Source organism: Chitinophaga vietnamensis, from assembly GCF_902167635.1.
Classification (GTDB): Bacteria; Bacteroidota; Bacteroidia; order Chitinophagales; family Chitinophagaceae; genus Chitinophaga; species Chitinophaga vietnamensis.
This window is the reverse complement of sequence record NZ_CABHMS010000003.1, coordinates 210,810-233,312: the sequence shown is the minus strand read 5'-3', so window position 1 is coordinate 233,312 and position 22,503 is coordinate 210,810. Positions and strand designations below refer to the sequence as shown.

Annotated in this window: 17 protein-coding genes; 4 read left to right on the top strand and 13 right to left on the bottom strand. The window is 45.5% G+C overall.

Going from position 1 to position 22,503, the window contains the following annotated elements:
- Positions 1 to 140 precede the first annotated feature (140 nt).
- The 9 genes from FPG75_RS09105 to FPG75_RS09065 form a co-directional block, all read right to left on the bottom strand.
- Positions 141 to 3,923, bottom strand: a complete 3,783-nt coding sequence (locus FPG75_RS09105) for a type I polyketide synthase (protein ID WP_143306475.1) — start codon at positions 3,921 to 3,923, stop codon at positions 141 to 143.
- Between the two features lie 194 nt (positions 3,924 to 4,117).
- Positions 4,118 to 4,870, bottom strand: a complete 753-nt coding sequence (locus FPG75_RS09100) for an SDR family NAD(P)-dependent oxidoreductase (RefSeq protein ID WP_143306474.1) — start codon at positions 4,868 to 4,870, stop codon at positions 4,118 to 4,120.
- A 48-nt stretch (positions 4,871 to 4,918) separates the two neighbouring features.
- On the bottom strand, positions 4,919 to 5,683 hold the full coding sequence (gene budA / locus FPG75_RS09095) for an acetolactate decarboxylase (RefSeq protein WP_143306473.1): 765 nt from the start codon (positions 5,681 to 5,683) through the stop codon (positions 4,919 to 4,921).
- 332 nt (positions 5,684 to 6,015) lie between these two features.
- The gene (locus FPG75_RS09090; protein WP_161596736.1) at positions 6,016 to 7,941 is read right to left on the bottom strand and encodes an Ig-like domain-containing protein; all 1,926 of its coding nucleotides are present in this window, start codon (positions 7,939 to 7,941) and stop codon (positions 6,016 to 6,018) included.
- Between the two features lie 573 nt (positions 7,942 to 8,514).
- Positions 8,515 to 9,021 (bottom strand): GNAT family N-acetyltransferase, encoded by a 507-nt coding sequence (locus FPG75_RS09085; protein ID WP_143306471.1) that lies wholly within the window; start codon positions 9,019 to 9,021, stop codon positions 8,515 to 8,517.
- Between the two features lie 104 nt (positions 9,022 to 9,125).
- Positions 9,126 to 10,304 (bottom strand): chromate transporter, encoded by a 1,179-nt coding sequence (locus tag FPG75_RS09080; protein WP_143306470.1) that lies wholly within the window; start codon positions 10,302 to 10,304, stop codon positions 9,126 to 9,128.
- 35 nt (positions 10,305 to 10,339) lie between these two features.
- Complete coding sequence (locus FPG75_RS09075; protein WP_201747917.1) at positions 10,340 to 11,263, bottom strand: DUF1259 domain-containing protein; 924 nt, start codon at positions 11,261 to 11,263, stop codon at positions 10,340 to 10,342.
- 132 nt (positions 11,264 to 11,395) lie between these two features.
- The gene (locus tag FPG75_RS09070) at positions 11,396 to 12,238 is read right to left on the bottom strand and encodes a chromate resistance protein ChrB domain-containing protein (RefSeq protein WP_143306468.1); all 843 of its coding nucleotides are present in this window, start codon (positions 12,236 to 12,238) and stop codon (positions 11,396 to 11,398) included.
- A 165-nt stretch (positions 12,239 to 12,403) separates the two neighbouring features.
- Entirely contained in the window at positions 12,404 to 12,790 is a 387-nt protein-coding gene (locus tag FPG75_RS09065) for a YkvA family protein (RefSeq protein ID WP_143306467.1), read from the bottom strand.
- Between the two features lie 97 nt (positions 12,791 to 12,887).
- On the opposite strand from FPG75_RS09065, the gene FPG75_RS09060 reads away from it, so the two are divergent.
- Complete coding sequence (locus FPG75_RS09060) at positions 12,888 to 13,640, top strand: SDR family NAD(P)-dependent oxidoreductase (protein ID WP_143306466.1); 753 nt, start codon at positions 12,888 to 12,890, stop codon at positions 13,638 to 13,640.
- On the opposite strand, the gene FPG75_RS09055 is transcribed toward FPG75_RS09060, so the two are convergent.
- The 4 genes from FPG75_RS09055 to FPG75_RS09040 form a co-directional block, all read right to left on the bottom strand.
- On the bottom strand, positions 13,612 to 14,640 hold the full coding sequence (locus FPG75_RS09055; protein WP_143306465.1) for a beta-ketoacyl-ACP synthase III: 1,029 nt from the start codon (positions 14,638 to 14,640) through the stop codon (positions 13,612 to 13,614). The two genes, FPG75_RS09060 and FPG75_RS09055, sit on opposite strands and share 29 nt — an antisense overlap.
- A 26-nt stretch (positions 14,641 to 14,666) precedes the next feature.
- Complete coding sequence (locus tag FPG75_RS09050; protein WP_143306464.1) at positions 14,667 to 15,662, bottom strand: beta-ketoacyl-ACP synthase III; 996 nt, start codon at positions 15,660 to 15,662, stop codon at positions 14,667 to 14,669.
- A gap of 51 nt (positions 15,663 to 15,713) precedes the next feature.
- Positions 15,714 to 17,156, bottom strand: coding sequence for an acyl-CoA dehydrogenase family protein (locus FPG75_RS09045; protein WP_143306463.1), 1,443 nt, complete (start codon positions 17,154 to 17,156; stop codon positions 15,714 to 15,716).
- 82 nt (positions 17,157 to 17,238) lie between these two features.
- Positions 17,239 to 18,693 (bottom strand): hypothetical protein, encoded by a 1,455-nt coding sequence (locus FPG75_RS09040; protein WP_143306462.1) that lies wholly within the window; start codon positions 18,691 to 18,693, stop codon positions 17,239 to 17,241.
- 385 nt (positions 18,694 to 19,078) lie between these two features.
- Here FPG75_RS09040 and FPG75_RS09035 point away from each other — a divergent pair, with 385 nt between their 5' ends.
- The 3 genes from FPG75_RS09035 to FPG75_RS09025 all read left to right on the top strand — a co-directional run bounded on the left by FPG75_RS09035 (position 19,079) and on the right by FPG75_RS09025 (position 22,494).
- Entirely contained in the window at positions 19,079 to 20,308 is a 1,230-nt protein-coding gene (locus FPG75_RS09035) for an NRAMP family divalent metal transporter (RefSeq protein WP_236652750.1), read from the top strand.
- 633 nt (positions 20,309 to 20,941) lie between these two features.
- Positions 20,942 to 21,445: an SRPBCC family protein gene (locus tag FPG75_RS09030; protein WP_143306460.1), complete on the top strand. Its 504-nt coding sequence runs from the start codon at positions 20,942 to 20,944 to the stop codon at positions 21,443 to 21,445.
- A 146-nt stretch (positions 21,446 to 21,591) separates the two neighbouring features.
- On the top strand, positions 21,592 to 22,494 hold the full coding sequence (locus tag FPG75_RS09025; protein WP_143306459.1) for a hypothetical protein: 903 nt from the start codon (positions 21,592 to 21,594) through the stop codon (positions 22,492 to 22,494).
- The last annotated feature ends 9 nt before the right edge of the window (positions 22,495 to 22,503 follow it).

Sequence of the window (22,503 nt, the reverse complement as noted above, 5' to 3'; positions counted from 1 at the left end):
CAGGGAACATAAAAAAGATCACTCAGATTAAGGGTTATCATTGTTAATCGATCTTAAACAAGGATAGATGTACAGATGCATCTTCTTCATGTAAAACTACACTTACGCCACGAAATAGCTTTGCAGTTAGTAAAATACGACTACCGGGAATACGAAGAAATATTGATCAGGGGAACAAGAAATACCAGGTTCTCATCTGTAAGTTGGTGCCCGCCGGGACGTGACACCAAGCGGAAACTCTTTGTCGTTTCTTCAGACCAGGGTGCTGCATTTTCTTCATTTACCCGATCATCCATCAATCCATAAATAGCAATAATGTCTATATCGAGTGGATCATCGTTCGTGTATTGATAAGTCTTCATCAATCTCAGGTCGTTGCTGAGTACTTCTAAAAACATCTGCCGGGAATCATCGTCCAACATCCTTGATTTATCAAGGTAGGGGAATAATTTTGCCAGTTCCATTTCGTCAAGGGCAGTATAAGCATCCGGCATTCTATACCTGCTTACGGCTGGCATGGAAGAGGTAATGAGTTTTATAGGTTGAGGCATGTTATTCCTTCGTAGGGCACGGGTGAGTTCAAATGCCACCAGCGCCCCCATGCTATGACCAATAAATAAAAAAGGTTTATCAAATAAAGGCGCCATCACAGGCAACATATCTGTGATAAGATCATTGATATGCTCATATATCTTTTTATGAGGGCTATTGGCTCTTCCGGGCAAGTCAATACAGACCAGCTCTGTATCCTTGTCCACAAATTCTGCGAGAGGAAAGAACAAATTTGAAGAACCTCCGGCATCATGGAAACAGAAAATCCGGTAGCTGGCAGAAGGTACGGGAATGGGGATGGTATACCAGGAACTACTATCAATTACATGGTTCCCTTCTATGAATTGGAATAAGGCTGAAGCTATTCTGTCTAATCGCAAATGCGATTGGATGATATTTTTTGGGATTTGCATACAGAGGTCCTTTTCAATAGATCTTTGTAATTGCACCATCATCAAAGAATCGATCCCCATTGATTTTAAGGTGATATTCAGCCTGATCCTGGAATAAGGCACTCTGGTTATAGAAGCAACTTTTCCTGCCAGCAATTGTTGCATTTCAGGCTGACTTTGTGGAAGCCTTGCCGGCGATTGGCCTTGCTCCTTATGGTTGACGGCCAGGGGAGTTGACGGTATTACTACCTTGCGTTCTGAATGACCTTTTTCCGGTCTCCATAATTTAGATAGTTGCGAGTTATCCTCCAGTTCAAGATGTTCTCTCTGAAAAGGATAAGAAGGAAGGTCAATAGCCGGAGCTGTTTTCGTCCGGTAATATTTTATCCAATCCACTGGACAGCCATACGAATATGCCAGACACAGGTTAGCATATAACGAGCTTTGTTCAGGGCTTTCCCGAAATAGCGAAGGGATACAATGAATATCGCGTCCATCAACCGCTTCCGCACATTCCCGGATCGCATTTACGAGGATCGGATGGGGGCTTATTTCAATAAAATTAGTATGCCCTGTGCTTATCAATTGTTGTATGGCGGGGCTAAACTGAACGGTATGCCGCAAGTTCTTCACCCAATATGCCGCATCTGCACTTTCAACCAAACCCGGCATCACCGTGGAGTAAAATGGAATGGAAGGAGGATGAGGAATGATTCCCTGCAAGGTATTAGATAATTCTTCTGTCAGGCTATCCATATGTTTGCTGTGCGAAGCAACATCCACCTTTACTGGTCTGGCAAATAATCCACTGGATTCCAGCTCTGACTGGACATGGCCAAGTAAATTTTGGTTACCCGCCAGTACAGTGGATCTTGGGCTGTTGATGGCAGCGATAGATAGTTCCGGATATTTTAGGATGAAGCCAGCAGCGTCAGTAGAGGATAATTCGGTCACCAACATGCCTCCTCCTTTTCCACTAACCTTTCTCATCAATTGACTTCGCATGAAGATTATCCTTACCGCATCTTCCAGATCAAGGGCCCCTGCAATGAAGGCCGCAGCTACCTCTCCCATACTATGGCCGACAACTGCATCAGGCCGTATTCCTATTGATAGCCACCATTGTGCCAGCGCCAATTCTACCGCAAACAGAACAGGCTGAATGACGTTAATTTCTTCCAGACTTTTATTTGATCGTTCACTGTCAGATAGCAATAACTCTTTCAATGACCAATCGGAATAAATCTTAAAAACCTCGTCACAGGTATCGATCACTTTCCGGAACACCGGTTCCAGTCGATACAGTTCCTGCCCCATTCCTTTCCATTGTGATCCCTGACCGGGAAATACCATAACGGTCCTGCCACCTGAAGAGATACAGTCATTAAGAGGGGCTGTACCTGTATTCTCTTTAAATGCCTTCAAATTGTTCAACACTTCATTTCTGTCTCTTCCCGCAAATAATGCCCTGTATTCAAAAGATGGTTTGACAAGCGCAGTAGCTATGCAAATGTCCACGAAACTATCGTCTGAGCAGGTTGTTATGGTCCTGATATATTTTTCAACGTATTCGTTCAGGGCGCCCAAAGCCCTGGCAGACAAGGGTAAGCAATAATAATTTAGTGCAGGCGGCTCTCTTTGTACATTCGTTTGTGCGGGATACTCTTCCAGAATCGCATGAGCATTAGTTCCTCCCCAACCAAATGAGTTAATCCCTGCTTTAAAAGTTTCTCCATCCAATACCGGCCATGGGCTGTTTTTTTGTTGTACAGTAAGCATAAGTTCATCGAACAATATTCCTGGATTGGGCTGATGGTAATGAAGATTTGAAGGAAGTACCCTGTGCTTCATGGACAAAACCACTTTAATGAAGCCCGCTATACCTGCAGCCCCTTCGAGGTGCCCGATATTCGTTTTTACTGACCCTATGCTCAGGGGCTGTTCTCTACCCCGGCGAAAAAACATCCCCAGTGCAGTCGCTTCAACAGGATCTCCTACAGCGGTTCCTGTGCCATGTGCTTCCACATAGTGCACCAGACTTGGATCAACCCCACTGTCCCTATAAGTATCTTCCAATAACCTCAACTGACCTTCCTGGCTGGTAGCTGGAAGGCTGACATTAAACCCATTGTTGTTAACGCCGGTTTTTCGGATTAGGGCCAGAACCCTGTTTTCATCCTTCACTGCGTTAGATAGTTTTTTCAGAATGATGATCCCCCCACCTTCTCCTCTGACAAAACCATCGGCCTTGCTATCAAAAGCGTTGCATCTGCCACTGGAAGAAAGGCCACCGAATTTCGAAAGAAAAACATACTGGACCGGATCAAGCAGATGATTAACGCCTCCCACCATCGCCACATCAATACTTCCATCCAGCAAAGCCTGACAAGCGAGATGCAGGGCCACCAATGAAGCAGAACACCCGGTATCTACAACAAGGCTGGGGCCTGTCAATCCTAGTTTATAGGATATCCTGCCGGCAATGATATTGGGGGATTGCCCCAATGCAGAATGAGCTGTTATAGAAGAATTCCTTTCTCGCCTGAAATGCTCAAAGTCGCTCCAGGTACTTCCAATATACACGCCCGTTTTTCCTTGCCTGAAATGATCCAATGGAATACAGGTATGCTCAATTGCTTCCCAGGCCAATTCAAGCATCAACTTTTGAGAAGGGCTGATCTCTATAGCTTCGGCCGGAGAAATATCAAAAAATAAGGGATCAAAGTCATGAATGCCTTTCAGCATGGAAGCATGCTGTTGATTGGTTTTTTGGTCAGCATAGGGGTCTGGATCAAAATAGTCCTCCATCTTCCATCGATCTGGTGGAATCGCATCCACTGTATCCTTCCCGGAATACAATATATCCCAAAACTCCTCTAAATTAGCAGCACCAGGAAACCGGCACGACATGCCTATAACGGCAACAGGTTCTTTTTGCGCTGCTGGCGCAAACACATTGCCTTCACTCATATCATTCATTATTTTCGATTTTAATTAAACAAACAATTTTCTTAGGCGACCATTTCCTGCAATCGAAAGCCCAGTCAGAACATATAATTTCAGGTAGGGCATTTTTGGAAGAATTTATTCGTGCTGTGGAACGGGTTAAACCTACGGGAGACATTGGTTATAAAACGCAGGGGTATTGTTCAGGGATAAAATGGTTGATATATTTATTGGGCTGTGTATGCACCATCAATCGTATAATAACTTCCGGTAACGAAAGAAGACTTGTCTGAACTTAGCCAAAGTGCCAGTTCAGCAACTTCCTCCGGTACACCGATACGGCCAATGGGATGGATGTCCGCCAGATCAGAAATCCCTTCATCGGAAAGAATATCATTGAGCAATGGAGTACGTATATAGGCAGGGCCGATAACATTAACCCGGATCCCCTTATCGGCGTATTCCACAGCGGCAACCCTTGTCAGGCCCAGTAATCCATGTTTGGCGGCAACATAAGCCGCCAGGCCCCGAACAGCCACCTGTGATGCTATAGACCCGATATTGACAATCACTCCTCCGCCTGAAGCCAGCATAGCAGGTATCTGATAACGCATACCATAGAACACACCATTCAGGTTTGTATCAATAACATTCTCCCATTCATCGATATCATATTCTCCAACGGATGTCAACGGGCTGATCTTTGCAGCATTATTGCAGGCAATATCCAACCTTTGATATTTTTCCAGGGTTTTTTCTACCAGCCTTTCGCAATCCTGTCGCTTGCTTACATCCGTTTGGATAAATATAGCTTCACCTCCCTTGTTCATGATTGCATCTACCACTGATTGATTACGTTTTTCATCGCGACCGCCAATCACTACTTTTGCACCATTGCTGGCATAGATCTCGGCAATTGCCTTTCCTATTCCGGTACCACCACCTGTAACGATAGCTACTTTGCCTTGTAATTCTGACATAAAATAAATATTAAGGGTTAAAAATTACTCCTCAAAGACAAACAGACATCATTCATTTCTGATTTTCTTTGATCGTGCTTCTACTTCAGTCATGTCTGATTTCCGGTCTTTCGAAAAATCAGTCCGATAAAAATCAGGATGAGTATTCAACTCTATGATATATCCTTTAACGGAGTCCAAAGATACTTCCAGTTTATCGGCTCTGAAATCAAAAACATGACCTCCTACTTGTAGATCTTCAGAAATAAAATGAAGATGGTATCCGGGAACATTGATCGATCCGATATGCTGGGGCAGGAGAAATCCAACACAAATTGCTTCAATGTTCGTATACCAATATTCTTTTTGCCCTCCATTGCTGATATGCGCTGCCATTTCCAGATAAGGCCGCCGGGCGAGGGTTACTGACCTTGCATGGATCATGGAAAAAGTTCCCCGGAGACAGACCGCGTACATTTTATTTTTTATTACCCGCTTATCAATCTCCGTTTTCAAGGTGTGATAGTCCATGGAGTCAATAGAAACAAAAAACGAGTCACTCCTGTTGAAATATTTCACGATAGCAAAAGGTGTCAGATCATTTTCGGCAAAATCTTTAATAGCGCCATTTTCCTGAGTCTTAAACACTTTTCCTTCATAAATAATCAGCTCTCCTTCCAAACCGTTCAAAGTGCCTATGCCGAAGTCCCCCCAGTTTTTAAGTTCACGTAAAAATAAGTTTCCATCATACACGCCAGCCAACAGCGCATCCATAAAGGAATACTGATACATGAAATCTCTTAAGGACAAACCTGTCGCCATTTTCTCCACCATGGGAAATTTATTTTAACGACTAATGTAGTTATCTGATGGAAGCGGGATAGCAATAGCCAGGCATAGCGCATTCTTCCGGGGGATACAGCGAAAGAATTAATATTACAAACATAATAATTGATCCTGCAATTTTTTTTCAGTAATTAAATTTTCGATTGTTATTAATAAATAAACAGTCGCACTTTGATGATACCTTATTTGTCTCCGAAAAATTTGTGCGCATGAATTTCCAGGAATGATTGACTGAAGAAGCCGTCTCTTGTTTTGAGACGGCTTTCTTCAACCAATATTCATCTGAGGCTATTACACTTAAGATCGGCACTCTTATTAATTTATTGCAGCACTATCTTACCAATGTACACTTGCCTTTCTTTAGTTACTACTTCCACAATATAGATGCCTTTCAATGTCTGATTGATTATCCTGAATCCGTTCGACTTTAATTGTTCACGTTGTACTTCTCTGCCGCTTACATCTTTTATGGAAAGAATACTACCTGTAAGGTCTTTGTCAGCTGTGAACCTGACTTCCCCATGCGTTGGATTAGGATAGAATGCCAATGTAGTAACAGCCGGGGCTGGCGTCTTACTGGCTGCTATGTGGGGTGATGTACTTGTATTCAGACAATGACGAACAATTACAATAACAGACCTGCGAACCGGATTTTCGCAGCTGATAGCCGAAGTCACGTAGTAAGTCATCGTTGTGGCAGGTTTGACGGTATAATAGTTACCGACATGTAACAGGTTCCCTCCCGTTGGAGCATCATACCAGCGAATCTGAGGGAAGTCAGCCCCGGGAGTATAAGCATGCAAAGTAACGCTATCCGTATCACAAATATTCAAACTATCTGCGTCTACATTAGGGACAGGGCCTGTAGGGCCAAGTGTAAGCGTCTGATGCACAGAATCTGATCTGCAGCCAGACAGCGGATCAAATGCCTGAACATACACCTCAGTGGTTGTGACGGCAAAAAGAGATTTCCCAGGAACTATAATAGTATCCTTATTAATTACTGTAAAAGACGTATCGGAGGATGGCAACCCTACATTAGGGACATACTTGATCCTTACGTAATAGTTTATGCCATTAACGTGGTTTTGTACCGGCAGATAAGCATTACCACATACAAAGCCTTGCGGGACCTGGTAAACAGGGTCTGGCAATTTAGTAACTTTTACATTAACAGGTCTACGGCCCGGATATTCGCATACAAGCAGCGCGGTAACATAATAGGTAGTAGTAGAATCTGGCGAAACGGTAAAGTAATTACCTGAGTATAGCAAATTTCCACCAGATGGAGCGCTATACCATCTCATCGTTGGCAAGGTATTGCCAGGAATAAATGCATGTAGTGTTGCACTGTTGCCTTTGCAGATAGTGATGCTATCTGCGTCTACCTGTGGCAGCCCCCCTGAGCCACCGGCAATAAATGCCATCAGCACAGTATCTGAAACACAGCCAGTGAATGGATTGACAGCCTGCAGATAAACGTTCACCTGCACACTCAATGGAGAAACTATGCCGGGAACATGAACGGTATCATTATTAATGATGGAAAAAGAAGTATCAAGAAGGACTTGTGATAACACATTTGTGTATTTCAGTCGGACATTATAATTAGTTCCCTGTCGGTGATTGACTATAGGCAACAGCTGTGTACCACAGGTATTGCCCTGTGGTACGGCAAAAACGGGATTGGATGGCTTGCCGGAATTATGATAAGCATAATATACCCGGAACCCACTCAACAGCCCGAGCAAACTGCTGTTTAATGTAATCTTCACACGGTCGAATGACTGAGTAGGATGCAACACAACAAACGCCTGTGTGTTATTCTGCAAAAGACGCAATGATGCACTATCTACAACATGTGCATCATTGTTGGCCGTGCTGCCATTGAAAGTTTGTACGGTGACGCCACCAAAGAGATTGACTGACAATACCGCGTTGTCGCTTCCTACTCTTATGACCAGCGAATCACAGCCAGTACTACTTATAGCGGGAAAGATCAGCGTTTGCTGTACTGTTGTCCCCAGCAGACCAGCTGTAATATTAAAAGTAGAATAATCAGTAAGGTCGGTGTTAACAGCATTATCCGGATTTGCTACGCCACACAACAGACATAACCCTGTAACACCATTTGTTTGACTGTTAGCGTAGACTTGAGCAGACAATTTACCGGGAAATGAAAGACAAAAAATGAAAATTGCTAATGAAAGCAGCATATTGCCTTCGACTGAATAGAATTTCTTCATGGATTTTAGCATTTTATGATTAAATAGGTACAGGTTGTTGATCAGGTGCGAATAAGTATAGGGTCCAAAGTGCTGTCGGGTTAATACTGTGGCGTTATTACAAAAATATACCGCATGCCCTGAAAATGTATATCAGTATAATGGAGACAAATATTGTTAAAAGCTACTTAACACGGTATTGAGATAAATGAAAAACAGATTTCTATTTAATAGCGCTAACGAGAATATTCTTTTTACCCGCCCAAAGTGCCTCAGTGGAATAAGGATTTTTCATTAGATTTGCGTCGATATAGGGAAATTGCGTAGAGAGGAAGGAACACCACCTTATTTCCCAGGCTTATGGTTTCTCCATGTCCAATCAACCCAAATTAGACAGGAGTTATTTTTCCAGCAGGAAATTGAATGATTAATGCGTACTATTTTCAATGACGACTTCAGAGATTTTAGTATGGGTGCAGAGATACCAGTATCCGATTTTCGCAGAATTCTGAGCACATCTGTTATAAGGAATCGTTGTGTGCTATTGTGCTATCAAATAAAAAACAAAGCTGCACGGATTTCTAAATTATTCTTCTACGATTGCCGAACACCATCAACACCAACCACTTTGCTTCGGCGCTCCAATAACAAAGTATCCCGCCACCTGTCACGCATCTTGCCAATCTTTTCCCGGCAACCTACTTGTCTGAAACCAGCTTGTTCATGGAGTTTCACGCTGGCCACGTTCTCAGGAAAAATACCAGCTTGCAGCGTCCAGATATTATTTGTTTCACTGGATGCGATAAGCGCTTTCAGCAAGGCCTTACCTACACCGCGGCCACGGTAAGCATCACTGATGTAGATACTTACTTCTGCAACACCTGCGTATACGCATCTGCCAGATACAGGCGTGAGAGCCACCCATCCGACAACTACATGCCCATCCAGAGCAATCAGACGGCTATGCTGGAGATGAGACTGATCCCATTCGTTCCAGGACGGAGCACTGGTTTGGAATGATGCATTACCTGTAGCCAATCCGCTTTCATAAATGTTTTTCACATCGGGCCAGTAGTCTGGCAACATTGCTGTTATTTGCATAGTATTTTCGTGATACCTATATCGCGATATTACGATTACAATTTCGATAATTACGAATTATTTCCAGCGCCAGATAAAACTCATCTACAACTTTTCGCCTGCTGCTAAAATACTGCCTTCAATAAAAGTCCTGTAATTGCCGCTGCCAATATAATAACCGGTTCAGGAATTTTTTTAAACCGCCATAGAATGAGAACACTTACCGCCGCTATTCCTATGGTGTACACATCTGTTAACGTCCGTTTGGCCAGCACGATCACCGCGCCAGAAATAGCTCCTATGGCTGCGGCGGTAACACCGTCAACAAAAGCCTTGATGCCAGGGTGCTTACCATATTTTCGGAAATAAGGCGCCGGTAATACTGTGAACAGGTAGCACGGAAAAAAGGTGGCAAATGCTGCTATGCAAGCCCCATAGAGGCCTGCCGTAAGATACCCGATGAATCCTACGGTGATCACAACCGGACCGGGTGTGATCATGGCAACAGCTACGGCATCTACAAATTGTTGTTCGTTTAACCAGCCATATTCTTTTACTACACCACCGTACAAAAATGGAACAATAGCGAGACCGCTTCCAAACACAAATGCACCTGCCTTAGTGAAATACCAGCATATTTGCCACAGTGTCTTTCCCGAAGCATTGGCTGTAATATTATTATTCAGCAATACAGAAACTACCAACATTTTTGGATGGACAGCGCGATTACGTAAGAAAGAAAACCTGCCAGGCGGCGCTTTGCTTAGCCAGTAAAGGGTTCCCGCGCCGAGGAATAACCAGATGTTTTCGCTTTCTTGCCAAACAGTATAGATACCAGCCACAACATAGATAACAGTCAGCATCTTATCATTTCCTAATGACTTCCGCGTGAGCTTGTACGCAGTCATGGCGATGATCCCGATAACGGCAGCGCCCACGCCATAAAAAACAGCTTGTATCCAGGCAATACCCTGCCAGCGGGTGTAAATAAATCCAATACCCAGCACCATACAGAATGAGGGAAGCACAAATGCCAGTCCGGTCAGTGTTGCGCCCAACAGACGGTAATGCACATACCCCATATAGATACCCAGTTGTGCAGCCAGCGGTCCCGGTGCCAACTGGGCCAATGCCATCCCCTCCCGGTAGTCTTCTTCACTAATCCAACGTTTATTTTCAACCAGGTCACGATGCATATAGCCTGCGAGGGCCACTGGCCCGCCAAATCCCCAGGCGCCTAATTTCAGGAAGTATATAATCATATTCCGCAGGCTATACGGAACAGTTGTTTCGTTGCTCTTCATTTGTTACAGATAAAGAAGGATTCCAGGAATGTTTTTCAGATTGACAATACTTTGTGTTGCTTATCTCCAGTTTGATCCAGTGCGGCCCTGAATCCTTTTGCCAGCTTTCCAGCAGGGCCAACACCCCAGTAGTGAAGGAAAAATATCCGGGGCTGTTCATGCACCATGTGATTGTGCACTGCTACCACTTCGATGCCGTTTTCAACCAATGCCTTGATAACAGGTTCCACTTCGTTCTCCAGCATGGTGAAATCCCCTGCTACTGCGGCTTTTTCATCTGTGCCCTGCCATGCAGCCCAGGTATTAAAGCCCATAAATGCGCTCACCGGGATACCATGTTCCTGTAATGCAATATCCGGCCTGCCGATAGTGTATTTGTAGACTCCTTTGCTTCGTTCTCCTTTATACCCGATAATGGAATCCAGACGGGCAATGTTGATGGTGTTCTGTACGCTATCTGCCGGACTTCCCTTTGGATCCTTGCCACGCACTTCTTTCACTTTATCAAAGATAGCTTTGGCACTGGCCGATACTTTCTCTAACTTGCCGCTGCCATCGATATGCATGTACATCACGTTTGGATGATTGCGTACAAAATGATTGTGGATCGCAGTAATGGTAAAGCCTTGTTGTATTACTTCGCGTTGCACCGGAGCCAGATCAGTTTCGGTTACGATAATGTCTCCCATTACCATCACGCTGTCGCCACAGGGAGTAAAAGCGGCCCAGCTTCCCAATCCCATAGGTGGAATGATCCTGAATCCGTCTACCACTACCTTCAGGTCATTTTGTGGAACGGTTATTTTGTATTCACCATTCTTTGCGGCTCCTTTCATACCGGTAAGCTGCTCAATTTTTTGCACATCCAGTTTACTGCTTCCCGGTGGGCAAAGGATATTGGTGCGTTTGCTGCTATCTGCATTGGTGGCGGGTTGTATGGAATTATTGCAGGCTGACATTGTCAATATGACAACAGAGACAGAAAAAAGTACACATAAAATAGTACGAGTCATAAAAGATGTATTTACACCCGCAAGTTCCCGCTCTGTGTCACTAAAAAATAGAATGAATGCTAAGGTTTAGTCTATTTTTTACTTTTTCAACAAACCTTTTCTATAGGCGGAAGGGCTCTTTCCCATTACTTTTTTGAAGATGCGGGTAAAATGGCTCTGATCGGAAAAGCCGGTGAGATAAGCAATCTCAGTGAGGGAATGAGTAGTACTGTTTAAGAGCTGAACTGCCTTGTCAATTCGCAGCTTGCGGACATAATCGCCGAAAGACAGATCATCAAAATATTTGGAGAACTCCCGTGACAGGTAAGCCGGATGTACCTGCAATGTTTCTGACAGGCCCTTCAGACTGAGGTTTAAGTTGGTATCGATCTGATCCTGGATGATCTCCTTTAATTCTTTTGCCCATACAGGTATCTTCCGGCTATCCTTTTCCTGTTGCAGGAATGTTTTGAAAATATCCAGCAATTGGCTTTCAAACGGCTGTTGCGTATGCTTTATCTGCTGAAGATACTTAGCCCAGCTGTAGAGGGCATCGTATAACAGCATGCCTTTTTCCAATAAAACCTGATCATCCGGTTCATTATAAGCCATACCAGCGGAAATAGCCCATAACCCCGATGACTGGCTCGCCAGCTTATGCCGGTCGGTGTCAGCACCGCGAACAATGGGAGCCATTTTCAGGACGGCAGCATCCTCTATCTTATGCTTCCTGATAATATAATCAAAAGTACACAGGTCATCATAATGCGTGTACTCCACGCCTGTAACATCGAAAGGGATAGCGCCTTCCGCCTTGGCTCTGATGAGTACCTGATCAAAAGGCACATAGATAAATTCTGCGGCAGAATCTACAAATCTTTTGATTAGCCAGGGGCAGGCGAGCCTGTCTATCTTAGGACGTTCACGGGTAATCCATTTCATAAAATTATGATAAACGCTGTAAATCAGGTTTGCGTTCTCATAATATGAAACTTTTAGGGAGTTTCAAAAATACAGGCCCTGTTTGTCAGTAATGGCAGCTGTTAAAATTCTTCGAATGAGATTGTTGATACAGACAACTATGGGTACTGCCATCATTTCGTTTATTCATACCCGGTATACTACCCATTTGATAAGCACCACCAACAGCACCAGCCATATCATAATGATCACCACTGCTCCCTGCCAGCTCTTTTTCAAGGTTACGGGATTTTCACCTGCCTGCTTCCGGCATTGCTCCATTACAGGCATCGGTATCAACCGGACGGATAAGGTGATGAGTAAAGGAACGATCAGCAGGTCATCCAGGTATCCCAGTATGGGTATGAAGTCGGGGATCAGATCAACGGGGCTTAACAGGTAAGCAAGCGTGAATGCAATCAATACCTTGGCATACCAGGGCGTATCGGGATGCCGGTAGGCCAGGTAAAGCGCATGGCATTCCTGCTTTAATAATTTTACTTTCTGTTTTAATATTGAAATAAGACCCGCCATTGTCTTTTTAGTTTAGATCATCATTCTCATATGGATTCCTCACTGACGCCTCCTTACATCATCTCCTCCTATTTTTGCGCAAACAAAATACTATCTTATGGAACAATTACAAAACAAGGTTGCCCTGGTAACAGGCGCCACTTCCGGCATAGGAAGAAGCATTGCAATCGCATACGCACGCGAAGGCGCGAAAGTAGTGGTAAACGGAACCAATGAAATCCGTGGAAAAGAAGTAGCGCAGGAAATCAACGACAAAGGCGGCACGGCTGTTTTTATAAAAGCAGATGTTGGCAAGGCAGAAGAATGCGCTATGCTGGTGAGCCGCACCATCGACACATTCTCTGGTTTGGATATCGCTTGTAATAATGCAGGCATCTTTCATGCCACCGTGCCCCTTGCAGACTTTGACCATGACCTGTGGCAGCATATCATCAATGTGAACCTGAATGGTACGTTCTACTGTATGCAATACCAGCTGAAAGCCATGCTGCCACAAGGACAAGGAGTGATTGTGAATATGTCTTCTGTTGCGGGACAGATCACTTTTCCCGGGATCAGCGCTTATGCCGCCAGCAAACATGCGATTATCGGCCTTACCAAAACGGCGGCACTGGAGTATGGCGCAAATGGCATCCGTATCAATGCTGTAGGTCCAGCCATCATTGAAACGCCCATGGTAGATAACAATTTCACCAAGGAACAACTCGACTTCCTCCTGCCACGGCATCCGCTGGGCCGCTTCGGAAAAGCGGCGGAAGTAGCAGAGCTGGTATTGTGGTTAAGCAGCCCTGCTGCATCCTACGTGAACGGCTCCTATTATCCTATTGATGGCGGATACCTTTCTCACTAACCGTATTACCATCATAAGCCCACTTGATATAACTGCTACCCCACATAAAACCCGCTCCAAAAGCAACCAGCAACAGTTTATCGTCTTTTTTCAACTGCTGTTCATAATCCCAGATGCATAATGGCAAGGTACCCGCGGATGTATTACCATAGCGGTGTATGTTCAGCATTACCTTATCAGCGTCGAGACTCAGCTGTTGAGACACGACGTCCACAATGCGTTTGTTAGCCTGGTGCGGTACCAGCCAGTTGATATCTGCCACGCTGAGATGGTTCCTGTTCATCAGCTCTCTGGCCACCTTTTCCAATTGGGAAACGGCATGTTTATAGACGGCGCCTCCGTTCATGTAAATATAATGCGCACGTTCCGCCACCGTATCAGCGTTGGCGGGACGTGCGGAGCCGCCTGCACGCACGTTGAGATGTTTCCATCCACTTCCGTCTGTTTGCAGGATACTGTCTAATACGCCATAGCCTTCGTCATTAGGCTCCAGCAGTACGCCGCCACCGCCATCTCCGAAAATACCGCAGGTGACTTTATCTGTATAATCAACGATAGCGCTCATCTTATCGGCTCCTATTACCATCACATTTTTATAACGCCCGCTTTCGATGAAGCGGGCGCCTATATCCATCGCATAAAGGAAACCGGAGCAGGCTGCATTTACATCGATCCCCCAGGCATTGCGGGCGCCTATTTTATCTGTTACAATATTGGCGGTGCAGGGCATGGGCATGTCTGGCGTAATGGTCGCCACAATAATGGCCTCCACTTCTTCAGGAGTGATACCGCGTTTACGGCAGATCTCCTCTGCAATGGGTACACAGAGATCGGAGGTGGCCTTCCCCTCTCCTTTCAGAATGCGCCGTTCCTGGATACCAGAACGGGATACAATCCATTCATCAGAGACCGGCGCAAAGGTCTCCAATTCACTATTGGTTAACAGGTAATCCGGTACATAACCGCCTACCGCTGTAATGGCTGCTGTTATCTTTTTCATAGTTATTCATGCTGGATGGTTTGTAATTAATTACCCTCGCCCCAACGCACGTAGCTCGCTCCCCAGATAAAGCCTGCACCGATGGAGACCAATATCAGTTTATCGCCTTTTTTTAGTTTATCGCGATAATCCCAAAGGCAGAGCGGAACGGTGCCTGCGGAGGTATTGCCGTACCGGTGTATATTGATCATTACTTTTTCTATGGGAATGCCCAGTTCCCGGGCCACCACTTCAAGGATGCGTTTATTGGCCTGATGTGGTACAAGCCAGTCGATATCTGCAACACTTAGCTGATTACGATGCAGGATATCCTGTACGGCCTGGATCATGCCAGGGACGGCATATTTGAGGACTGTCTTGCCATTCATCTGCACAAAATGCTCCCGGTTATCTACCGTAATGCTGGTGGCAGGGCGGGCAGAGCCTCCGGCTTTGATATGCAAGCCGTCTATATCGCTTACATCGCTGCGCAACAGCACATCCATTATGCCAAACCCGCCTTCGCTTGGCTCCAGGAGCACGCCTCCGGCGCCATCTCCGAAGAGGACGCAGGTGCTGCGGTCTTTATAGTCAATGACGGCGCTCATTTTATCTCCGCTGATCACCATCACGTTCCGATAGCGGCCACTCTCAATAAAGCTGGCGCCAATGTTCAAACCACAGAGGAAGCCGGAACAAGCCGCATTAATATCGAGGCCCCATGCGCTGTTGGCGCCTATCTTATTCATAACGATCAGGGAAGTGGAGGGAGTGATCCTGTCGGGTGTAGCGGTAGATAATATCAGCACTTCAATCTCCTCCGGGCGTATGCCGCGTTTACGGCATATTTCCAATGCTACGGGAGCGCATAGTTCAGAAGTCCCTTTGTCTATCCCTTTGAGGATACGCCGTTCCTTAATCCCGAAACGTGCTGTGATCCAGTCATCGGAAGTATCCACCATCTGTTCCAATTCGGCATTGGTGAGGATATAATCGGGCACATAGCCCCCTACAGCTGTAATGGCAGCAGTGATCTTTTTCATGGTTAGCGTGCTTTAATGGTTAACTTGATCAATTTTATGTGCGCATCAGCGCTACGATGTAAATGCATGCAGGCTGAAAGTCAAGGCATCGAGCGCCTCGTCGATCTCTATTTTACATCGTGCGATCGCAAAAGCCTGTTCTGATTCGGATAGTCCTGCTTCAATACCAAAGGCTCTTATCAGGGATACTGCAAACAGGCGGGCCAATATTTTGCCGTATGTTACTTGCTCCAGGTTATCTGTCGGATATTTTTCTAATAGTTCCCGTTTATCTTCAATAAGATCAGCGGCATCGGCAGTATGCGAAAACTGCTTGATCACCTCATGAAAAGGCGTGCCTGCTGCGGCTTTTGTTGCACGAAGACTATATTGCGTTAGCATCGCGTACAGCAGATCGTTTGCGCCGCCAAGGATACTGAATGCCCTCGCGTCCAACATCGCCGTGGCGGCGAAGTTGGACGCCGCTCCGATACGGTAGCCTTCCGCACCGCAGAGTTCCAGGTAATGATTGGCGCCGGTGAACATCAGGTCTGCGCAGCATGTCTTCATCGCCTGTTGAATGAACAGGTCTGCTATTAGCGGTTGCCGCATGTCGGTTTTGTTCAGCACATAATGAAACAATGTCCGGCATATATCCCGGCAGGCAGCGATGACCCGCAGCCTGTAACGAACATAACCAAGCTGAAACAGCGTACCAGCGCGTGTTTGCCTTTGCGTGACGTATGCAGTGGCTGATTCATGCACGCGTTGCAGAAAGCCGGCGCCCATGGCAGCGAACTGCGACCACGTACCTCCTATCAGATTCAGCACTCCTTCAAAATTGAGGTGGCCGATATTCAGCTTTCCATGCCCGGGCGCCAGCGCATCCACTTCATTCATCCCGAAATCAATGAGCCGTAAGCCCAGCGGCGTGTAGGTTTCAGTAGTGCGCCATGCTCCGTTATTTGCCTTGTGAACGAAGAGGTCCATTCTGTCGCCGTCTATACCTTCGCTTTTGTTTTTAGCTAGGGTAAGCCACCAGTTGGCTGTTGCGCTGCATCCCTGCCAGTGTTTGCGTCCGTAGATATGATATCCTCCCTCTACTGTTTCATATAAAGTTCTCATAGTGGAAATGCCGGAAGGCGCATCGGGATCAACCACAGCAAAGCCTGTCAGCGCGCCGTTTACAAGGATATCCTCAAACACTTCCCTTTGCAGGTCATCGTGCCCGAAAGCGGCAATATTGCGGCAAACGATGACATCCTGCGTAAGCACATACATCGCCAGCGAGAGATTATAATAAGCCGCTCTTTCCATCACCCGCACCATTTCCTCATGGCTTTCCCTGCCACCGTATGCGCGGGGGATGATGGGATGAACAATGCCTGCCTTCACCAACTTTTGCCAGTCGGCCCTGGGCATGTTCTCATATGGATAAGTATAGCAGTCAAAACTGCGAAGCGTTTCTTCTACATGTTGTAAGAACGCTGCTGAAGATAGATCAGTTAGTTGCATAGGCAAAAGAATATACGTTTGAAAATAGGGTTGTGCATCTGTCGCGGCATCCGGGCCTACCGGGCTTTCGCCCCTACGGGGCTTATGCCTGGCTTAGCGGCGGAACTTCCATGTCAATCGTAATGATCGCATGCAATTTTGCAGGGGCTTCTACGGCCATGACCTTGTGTACAAACTTGAAGACCTGCTTCGATAAGCGGTACACAGATATATCAACAAGAAAAACGGTTTTGACAGGCATTATCCTCACCGGGAACATTTCTATATTATCCACCACCGGCCTTATGGAAGATGGTATCTCTATCTGCTCTCTCAACCATTTTTCATCTTCCGTTGCCATACACTGATACACCAATAATACCGGCACGAGAGGATAGCCAGGAAAGTGCCCGGCGCAATGTTCATATTCGAAAGGAGACAGCACCGCGCGGTAAGCGTAGGGATCTGTAAAGTTTGTCCGCTTAATGCGCGGCAAAGGCAATTCGCCTGTTGCCGGTATGACAGGTTCGGTTGTTTTTATCGTTTCAAATTTTTCCTGGAATGTTGTTTCATCCAGTGAATAATAATGGAAGAGAAGCTGATAGACCTGTTCGCCGCGGTCAGTCAATATCTTCGCAGTGCTTTTTCGCTTGCGGTTATTTACCAGCTGGCTTTCTACCAGCATATTAAACTCCGTGTCCCTTTCAAAAGCGCCGCACCTGATGGCTCTGAACGATATCCCCGACATATATTGCGTGCTGCGGGGTTGATGTATCCTTTCATTATTGTAAGCCTCCATAGACACTTGCGTTTTTATCAGATTTACAAAGTCAGCTGCTTCGAAATCATGTGCATGACCAATGGGGGCGTATAACAGATGACCATAACTACTTATTTTCCCTTCGGGCAGTGTGAAGAAGGGAGGCGTCATCGCGATCTGCGATATGGGCGCTTGCCGGCTTTCCACCTCATGCCGGATCGTCAACTCATAATTACAACTACTATCATCCGCAAGTTGATTTATCTGCGCGTAAACAAACAGCTGTGATGAGATCATATCGATGGCTCCCCTGAGAAATGGAAGGAAGACCGGCCATGTAAGATGCGTTACTATATTTAATTCAGTCGCCATCCTGTGGTAGTGGTCTACTCCTTTAATGACTACTCTGACCAGTTCCGGTTTAAATTCGACCACTTTAAATTTGCATTCAGTACTGGAAGAAAAAAAAGCGATGATCAGGATGAGGAAAACACTGCGTGCATCTTTATCCAGGTCAGGACAGGCATCCAAAGCCTCGGCTGTTTTGCGTTTGCCCAGCTCATAAATAGCGGCCTGCGATAAGGCATCTATCATACCGGGGCCATTCAGCAGTGCCGCTCTTTGCAGCACCAGTCCATAAAATGCAGTGATAGTATCTGAGAGGCCAAATGCTGATGCGGAAATATTTGGCGGGAAAAATTGCGCTATTATTTCAGCAGCGCACATATAAGGGTGATGCACATCTTCATCTCTCCTGGCATGCAAATGAGGACAGGACTTGCTATCAGGGGCGTTCATAGAAAGTATTTTTTAATTTATTATTTACAATAATGACAGCAGGGTCATTCAAAGTTAGGTATACTGACTGTTGTCTTGATCACAGTAGATAATACTATATTTGGATATCATCTATCACATTATCTTTTTGTTATTATGCCACGCCCGGGCGCCTTACGTCGTCGGCTATACGACAATGCCGGCTAAAAGGCCTGCAAACAATGATGCTATAATTCCCCATCAAATGAGTATATAGTTCCGCAGTTTTAAACTTACAGTGCCTGATAAGCGGCCATTCTTCAGGGTATCCGGCCTTGGCCGGATTTCTGCTCCTGTAAACCGGATATATTTACCCCACATGAAAAAAAAGTGTACAGCACCCGGGACCCGGTTCACCATGAAAAATATGAAAAGGTATTTCAAGATCCTGGGCCCCGGGCTTATAACGGGCGCAAGTGACGATGATCCATCTGGCATTACTACCTATTCACAAGCCGGGGCGCAATTCGGGTTTATGACCTTATGGACAGCCCTGGTCACCTTCCCGCTGATGGTGGCAGTGCAGGGCATGTGCGCCCGCATAGGCGTGGTAACAAAACAAGGGCTGACAGGCGTACTGCGGCAGCACTACCCCAAATGGATACTATGGCTGGTGATACTGACAAGTTTCCCTGCTATTGTATTAAATATCGGGGCGGATATAGCAGGCATGGGCGCCGTGGCTACGCTGATCATACCCGCTATCCCCGCTTACGTATTCTGTATCCTTTTCAGTGTTCTTATTATGCTGTGCATGATTTTCTTTTCCTATCAGAAGATAGCCAGTATACTTAAATATACCTGTCTGACACTGATAGCATACCTGATCGTTCCCTTCCTGTTAAATACCGACTGGACAGCAGCGATAAAGGCTATCTTCCTGCCGCAAATCTCATTTTCCAAAGACTACATTGAAGTATTGGTGGCCATTTTAGGCACTACCCTGTCTCCCTACCTCTTTTTCTGGCAGGCCAATATGGAAGCCGAAAACATAAAACATTATACGCGGCGGGTTGTTGTTAACAAACATATACTGGCCGATATCTGGCAGGATGTGACCACAGGCATGTTCTTCTCCAACATCGTTATGCTGTTCATTATTCTCACCTGCGGCAGCACATTATATACGCACGGCATACGCCATATCCTGACTGTAGAGCAGGCAGCGAGTGCGCTAAGGCCTATTGCCGGAAGATTCTCTTATTACCTGTTTGCCATAGGCGTATTTGGCACCGGTATGTTGGCAATACCTGTGCTCAGCGGTTCCTTATCATATATTTTAGCGGAAACATTCGGGTGGGAACAAGGGCTCGATAAAAAGTTCCATCAAGCCACCGTCTTTTATACTATCATCGCTATTTCCCTGGTATTGGGCATAGCCATTAATTATATCGGGATCACGCCCATACAGGGGCTTTTTTATACAGCAGTTTTATATGGATTAACAACCCCCGTCCTGTTGCTGATAATATTGCACATCTGCAATAATAAGCGGATCATGAAGGATAAGACAAACAAAAAATGGGAAAATATTTTGGGCGCATTTACTTTCATATTGATGACCATCGCTGCAATATTGTTATTATGCTTGTTATGAAAATATTGAGAGCCGGCTGGCCGGCTCTCAATATTAACGCTAATATTCTTATCGTGCATTGCAATAAAGAATACTACAGGCAATTCCCAATGTTGGTCTGGTAGTACCGGTTACAGGTTCGTCTTTGGCATCTGCTGCAGACAATTTGGAAACTTTGATTTTGACGAGATGAAGTTTTTTTGAGGGTTTCTTTTTCATGAGAAAGGGTTTTGGGTGAATAAAAAAGTACAGAATAAAATTTGTCAACCGGGTTTCAACAATAGCTTCAAGTTAAGCAAAAGAAGTAAGCGGCATTAAAATGCTCGACGAATTTCATTATCTCCAAGACCAAACGCTCAAATTTTCTAATCTATCAGGTCTTTATCTTTCAGGTAATCAAAAATGAGCTGGTCTACATGGAGCATTGGTCCTTGTCTTTATATTCCAGCCAGGCAAAGTGATCAATTTCCATCAATAACAATCCTCTTTTAACGGGCATAACAATTCCTTTTTTACAGAAAGCCAAACTTCCGTGAATCTTACATATAACACAAAAATAAATTTGCGCAACTGATTGGTTGCTTTTATATTTGCAACCGAACAGTTGCCAATTAATCATGAGATATATTTGTTAACTATAAAAAAGCAATGAAAATGAACAACAATTTAGCATTTGACTTCTCTGTAAATAAGGAGAACAAATCCATTCATGTGAAAAGAGAGTTTGCTGCTGAACGCTCTTTAGTGTGGGACGCCTATACGAAAAGCGAGATCCTCGACCAATGGTGGGGACCCAAGCCCTGGAAAGCAAGGACAAAATCTATGGACTTCCGGGACGGCGGCCGCTGGCTCTACGCCATGGTAGGGCCTCAGGGCGAAGAACACTGGAGCTACGCCGAGTTTGAAAGCGTTCAGCCACAAAAGCAATTTATCTGCCGTAGCGGCTTCGCTGATGCCGACGGCAACATCAACAAAGATTTCCCCCAATCTAAATGGAATCTGACTTTCACGGAAAAAGATGCTGTAACACTGGTGGATATACTCATCACTTACGAAGATGTGGCCCACCTGGAAACCATGATCCAGATGGGATTCAAAGAAGGGTTCACCATGGGTCTCGACCAGCTGGCCGAACTGCTGCCTTCTTTAAAAAAATAGCGCCACCCTCATCCAGGTATGATATATTGACGGGCAGTGTATCATACCTGGATAAGTTTCTGAAAGATGATGGTTTGCCGCCCCAACCTTCCCGCATGCCGAAGACGTATCTTTAACTGGTACCAGGTATTTAAACCGGGAACGATATGCGTTTGTTTACAAAACCCTTTACATACCATTTCACGATGCTGTTGCTGGCCGTGCTTTCCTGGCAATGCCGTAAAGATCATCCTGTTGCAAATCCCCCGCGGCCGCCAGATAAGCAGGAAGTGGTGGTGTCCATTTATCTGAATGGTGTTCCGCGCGACAGCTTGGTCTATAACAGTCTTGGGCAGGTAATTGAAAAATGGGACTATACGAAAACCTATCATCACTGGCAAAACTACACCAGGTATACTTATAACGCCAATGGCTATATTACCGGCGCAGGGTATTTCAGCGAACTGCGGGCCAATATCCGCGACCTTACACAAACAGATTCTGTAGTTTGGCTGGCAGGCAAAATGGTCATCTATAGCGTAATGTACCGCGCCTATGGCGTTGAGATGTCCGGCCGCGATACTTCCTTTTACCAACTGAATGCACAACAACAAATAAACCTTGCCGGAACAAGGGATACCATCAGGCACCTGGGCGCTATTGTACTGAAATCCCTGATGTTTCTGCAATACGATTTCAAAGAAAATGATATCAGCCGGCTACAGGATATCAATTATTTCCTTGTCCTCAACAGTCCGGAGGTAAAAAAAAAGTTGCAGTATGATATGGAATATGGTCCTTATACCAATCCCCTTTTCCGCGTTGTAGCGCGGAATCCCTTACTACTGCGATCATTGGCCGGCGAGGTGTTTCCTCTCCCCCGCAATGCCATGTACCCTTTCCTGGGCAGTGAGCACTACGTTTCATTCCTGCGGTACACCCATAATGATGCGGCGCCCCTAAGTTCGGCAGCAACGTACACCATGCTGGGTAACGGCTACGCACAAACGCAGGAATTTAAGGAGATGAATTTGCTGTTTGAATACCATTATAAAACGCTGGCGCCGTAGCAGGCAGCC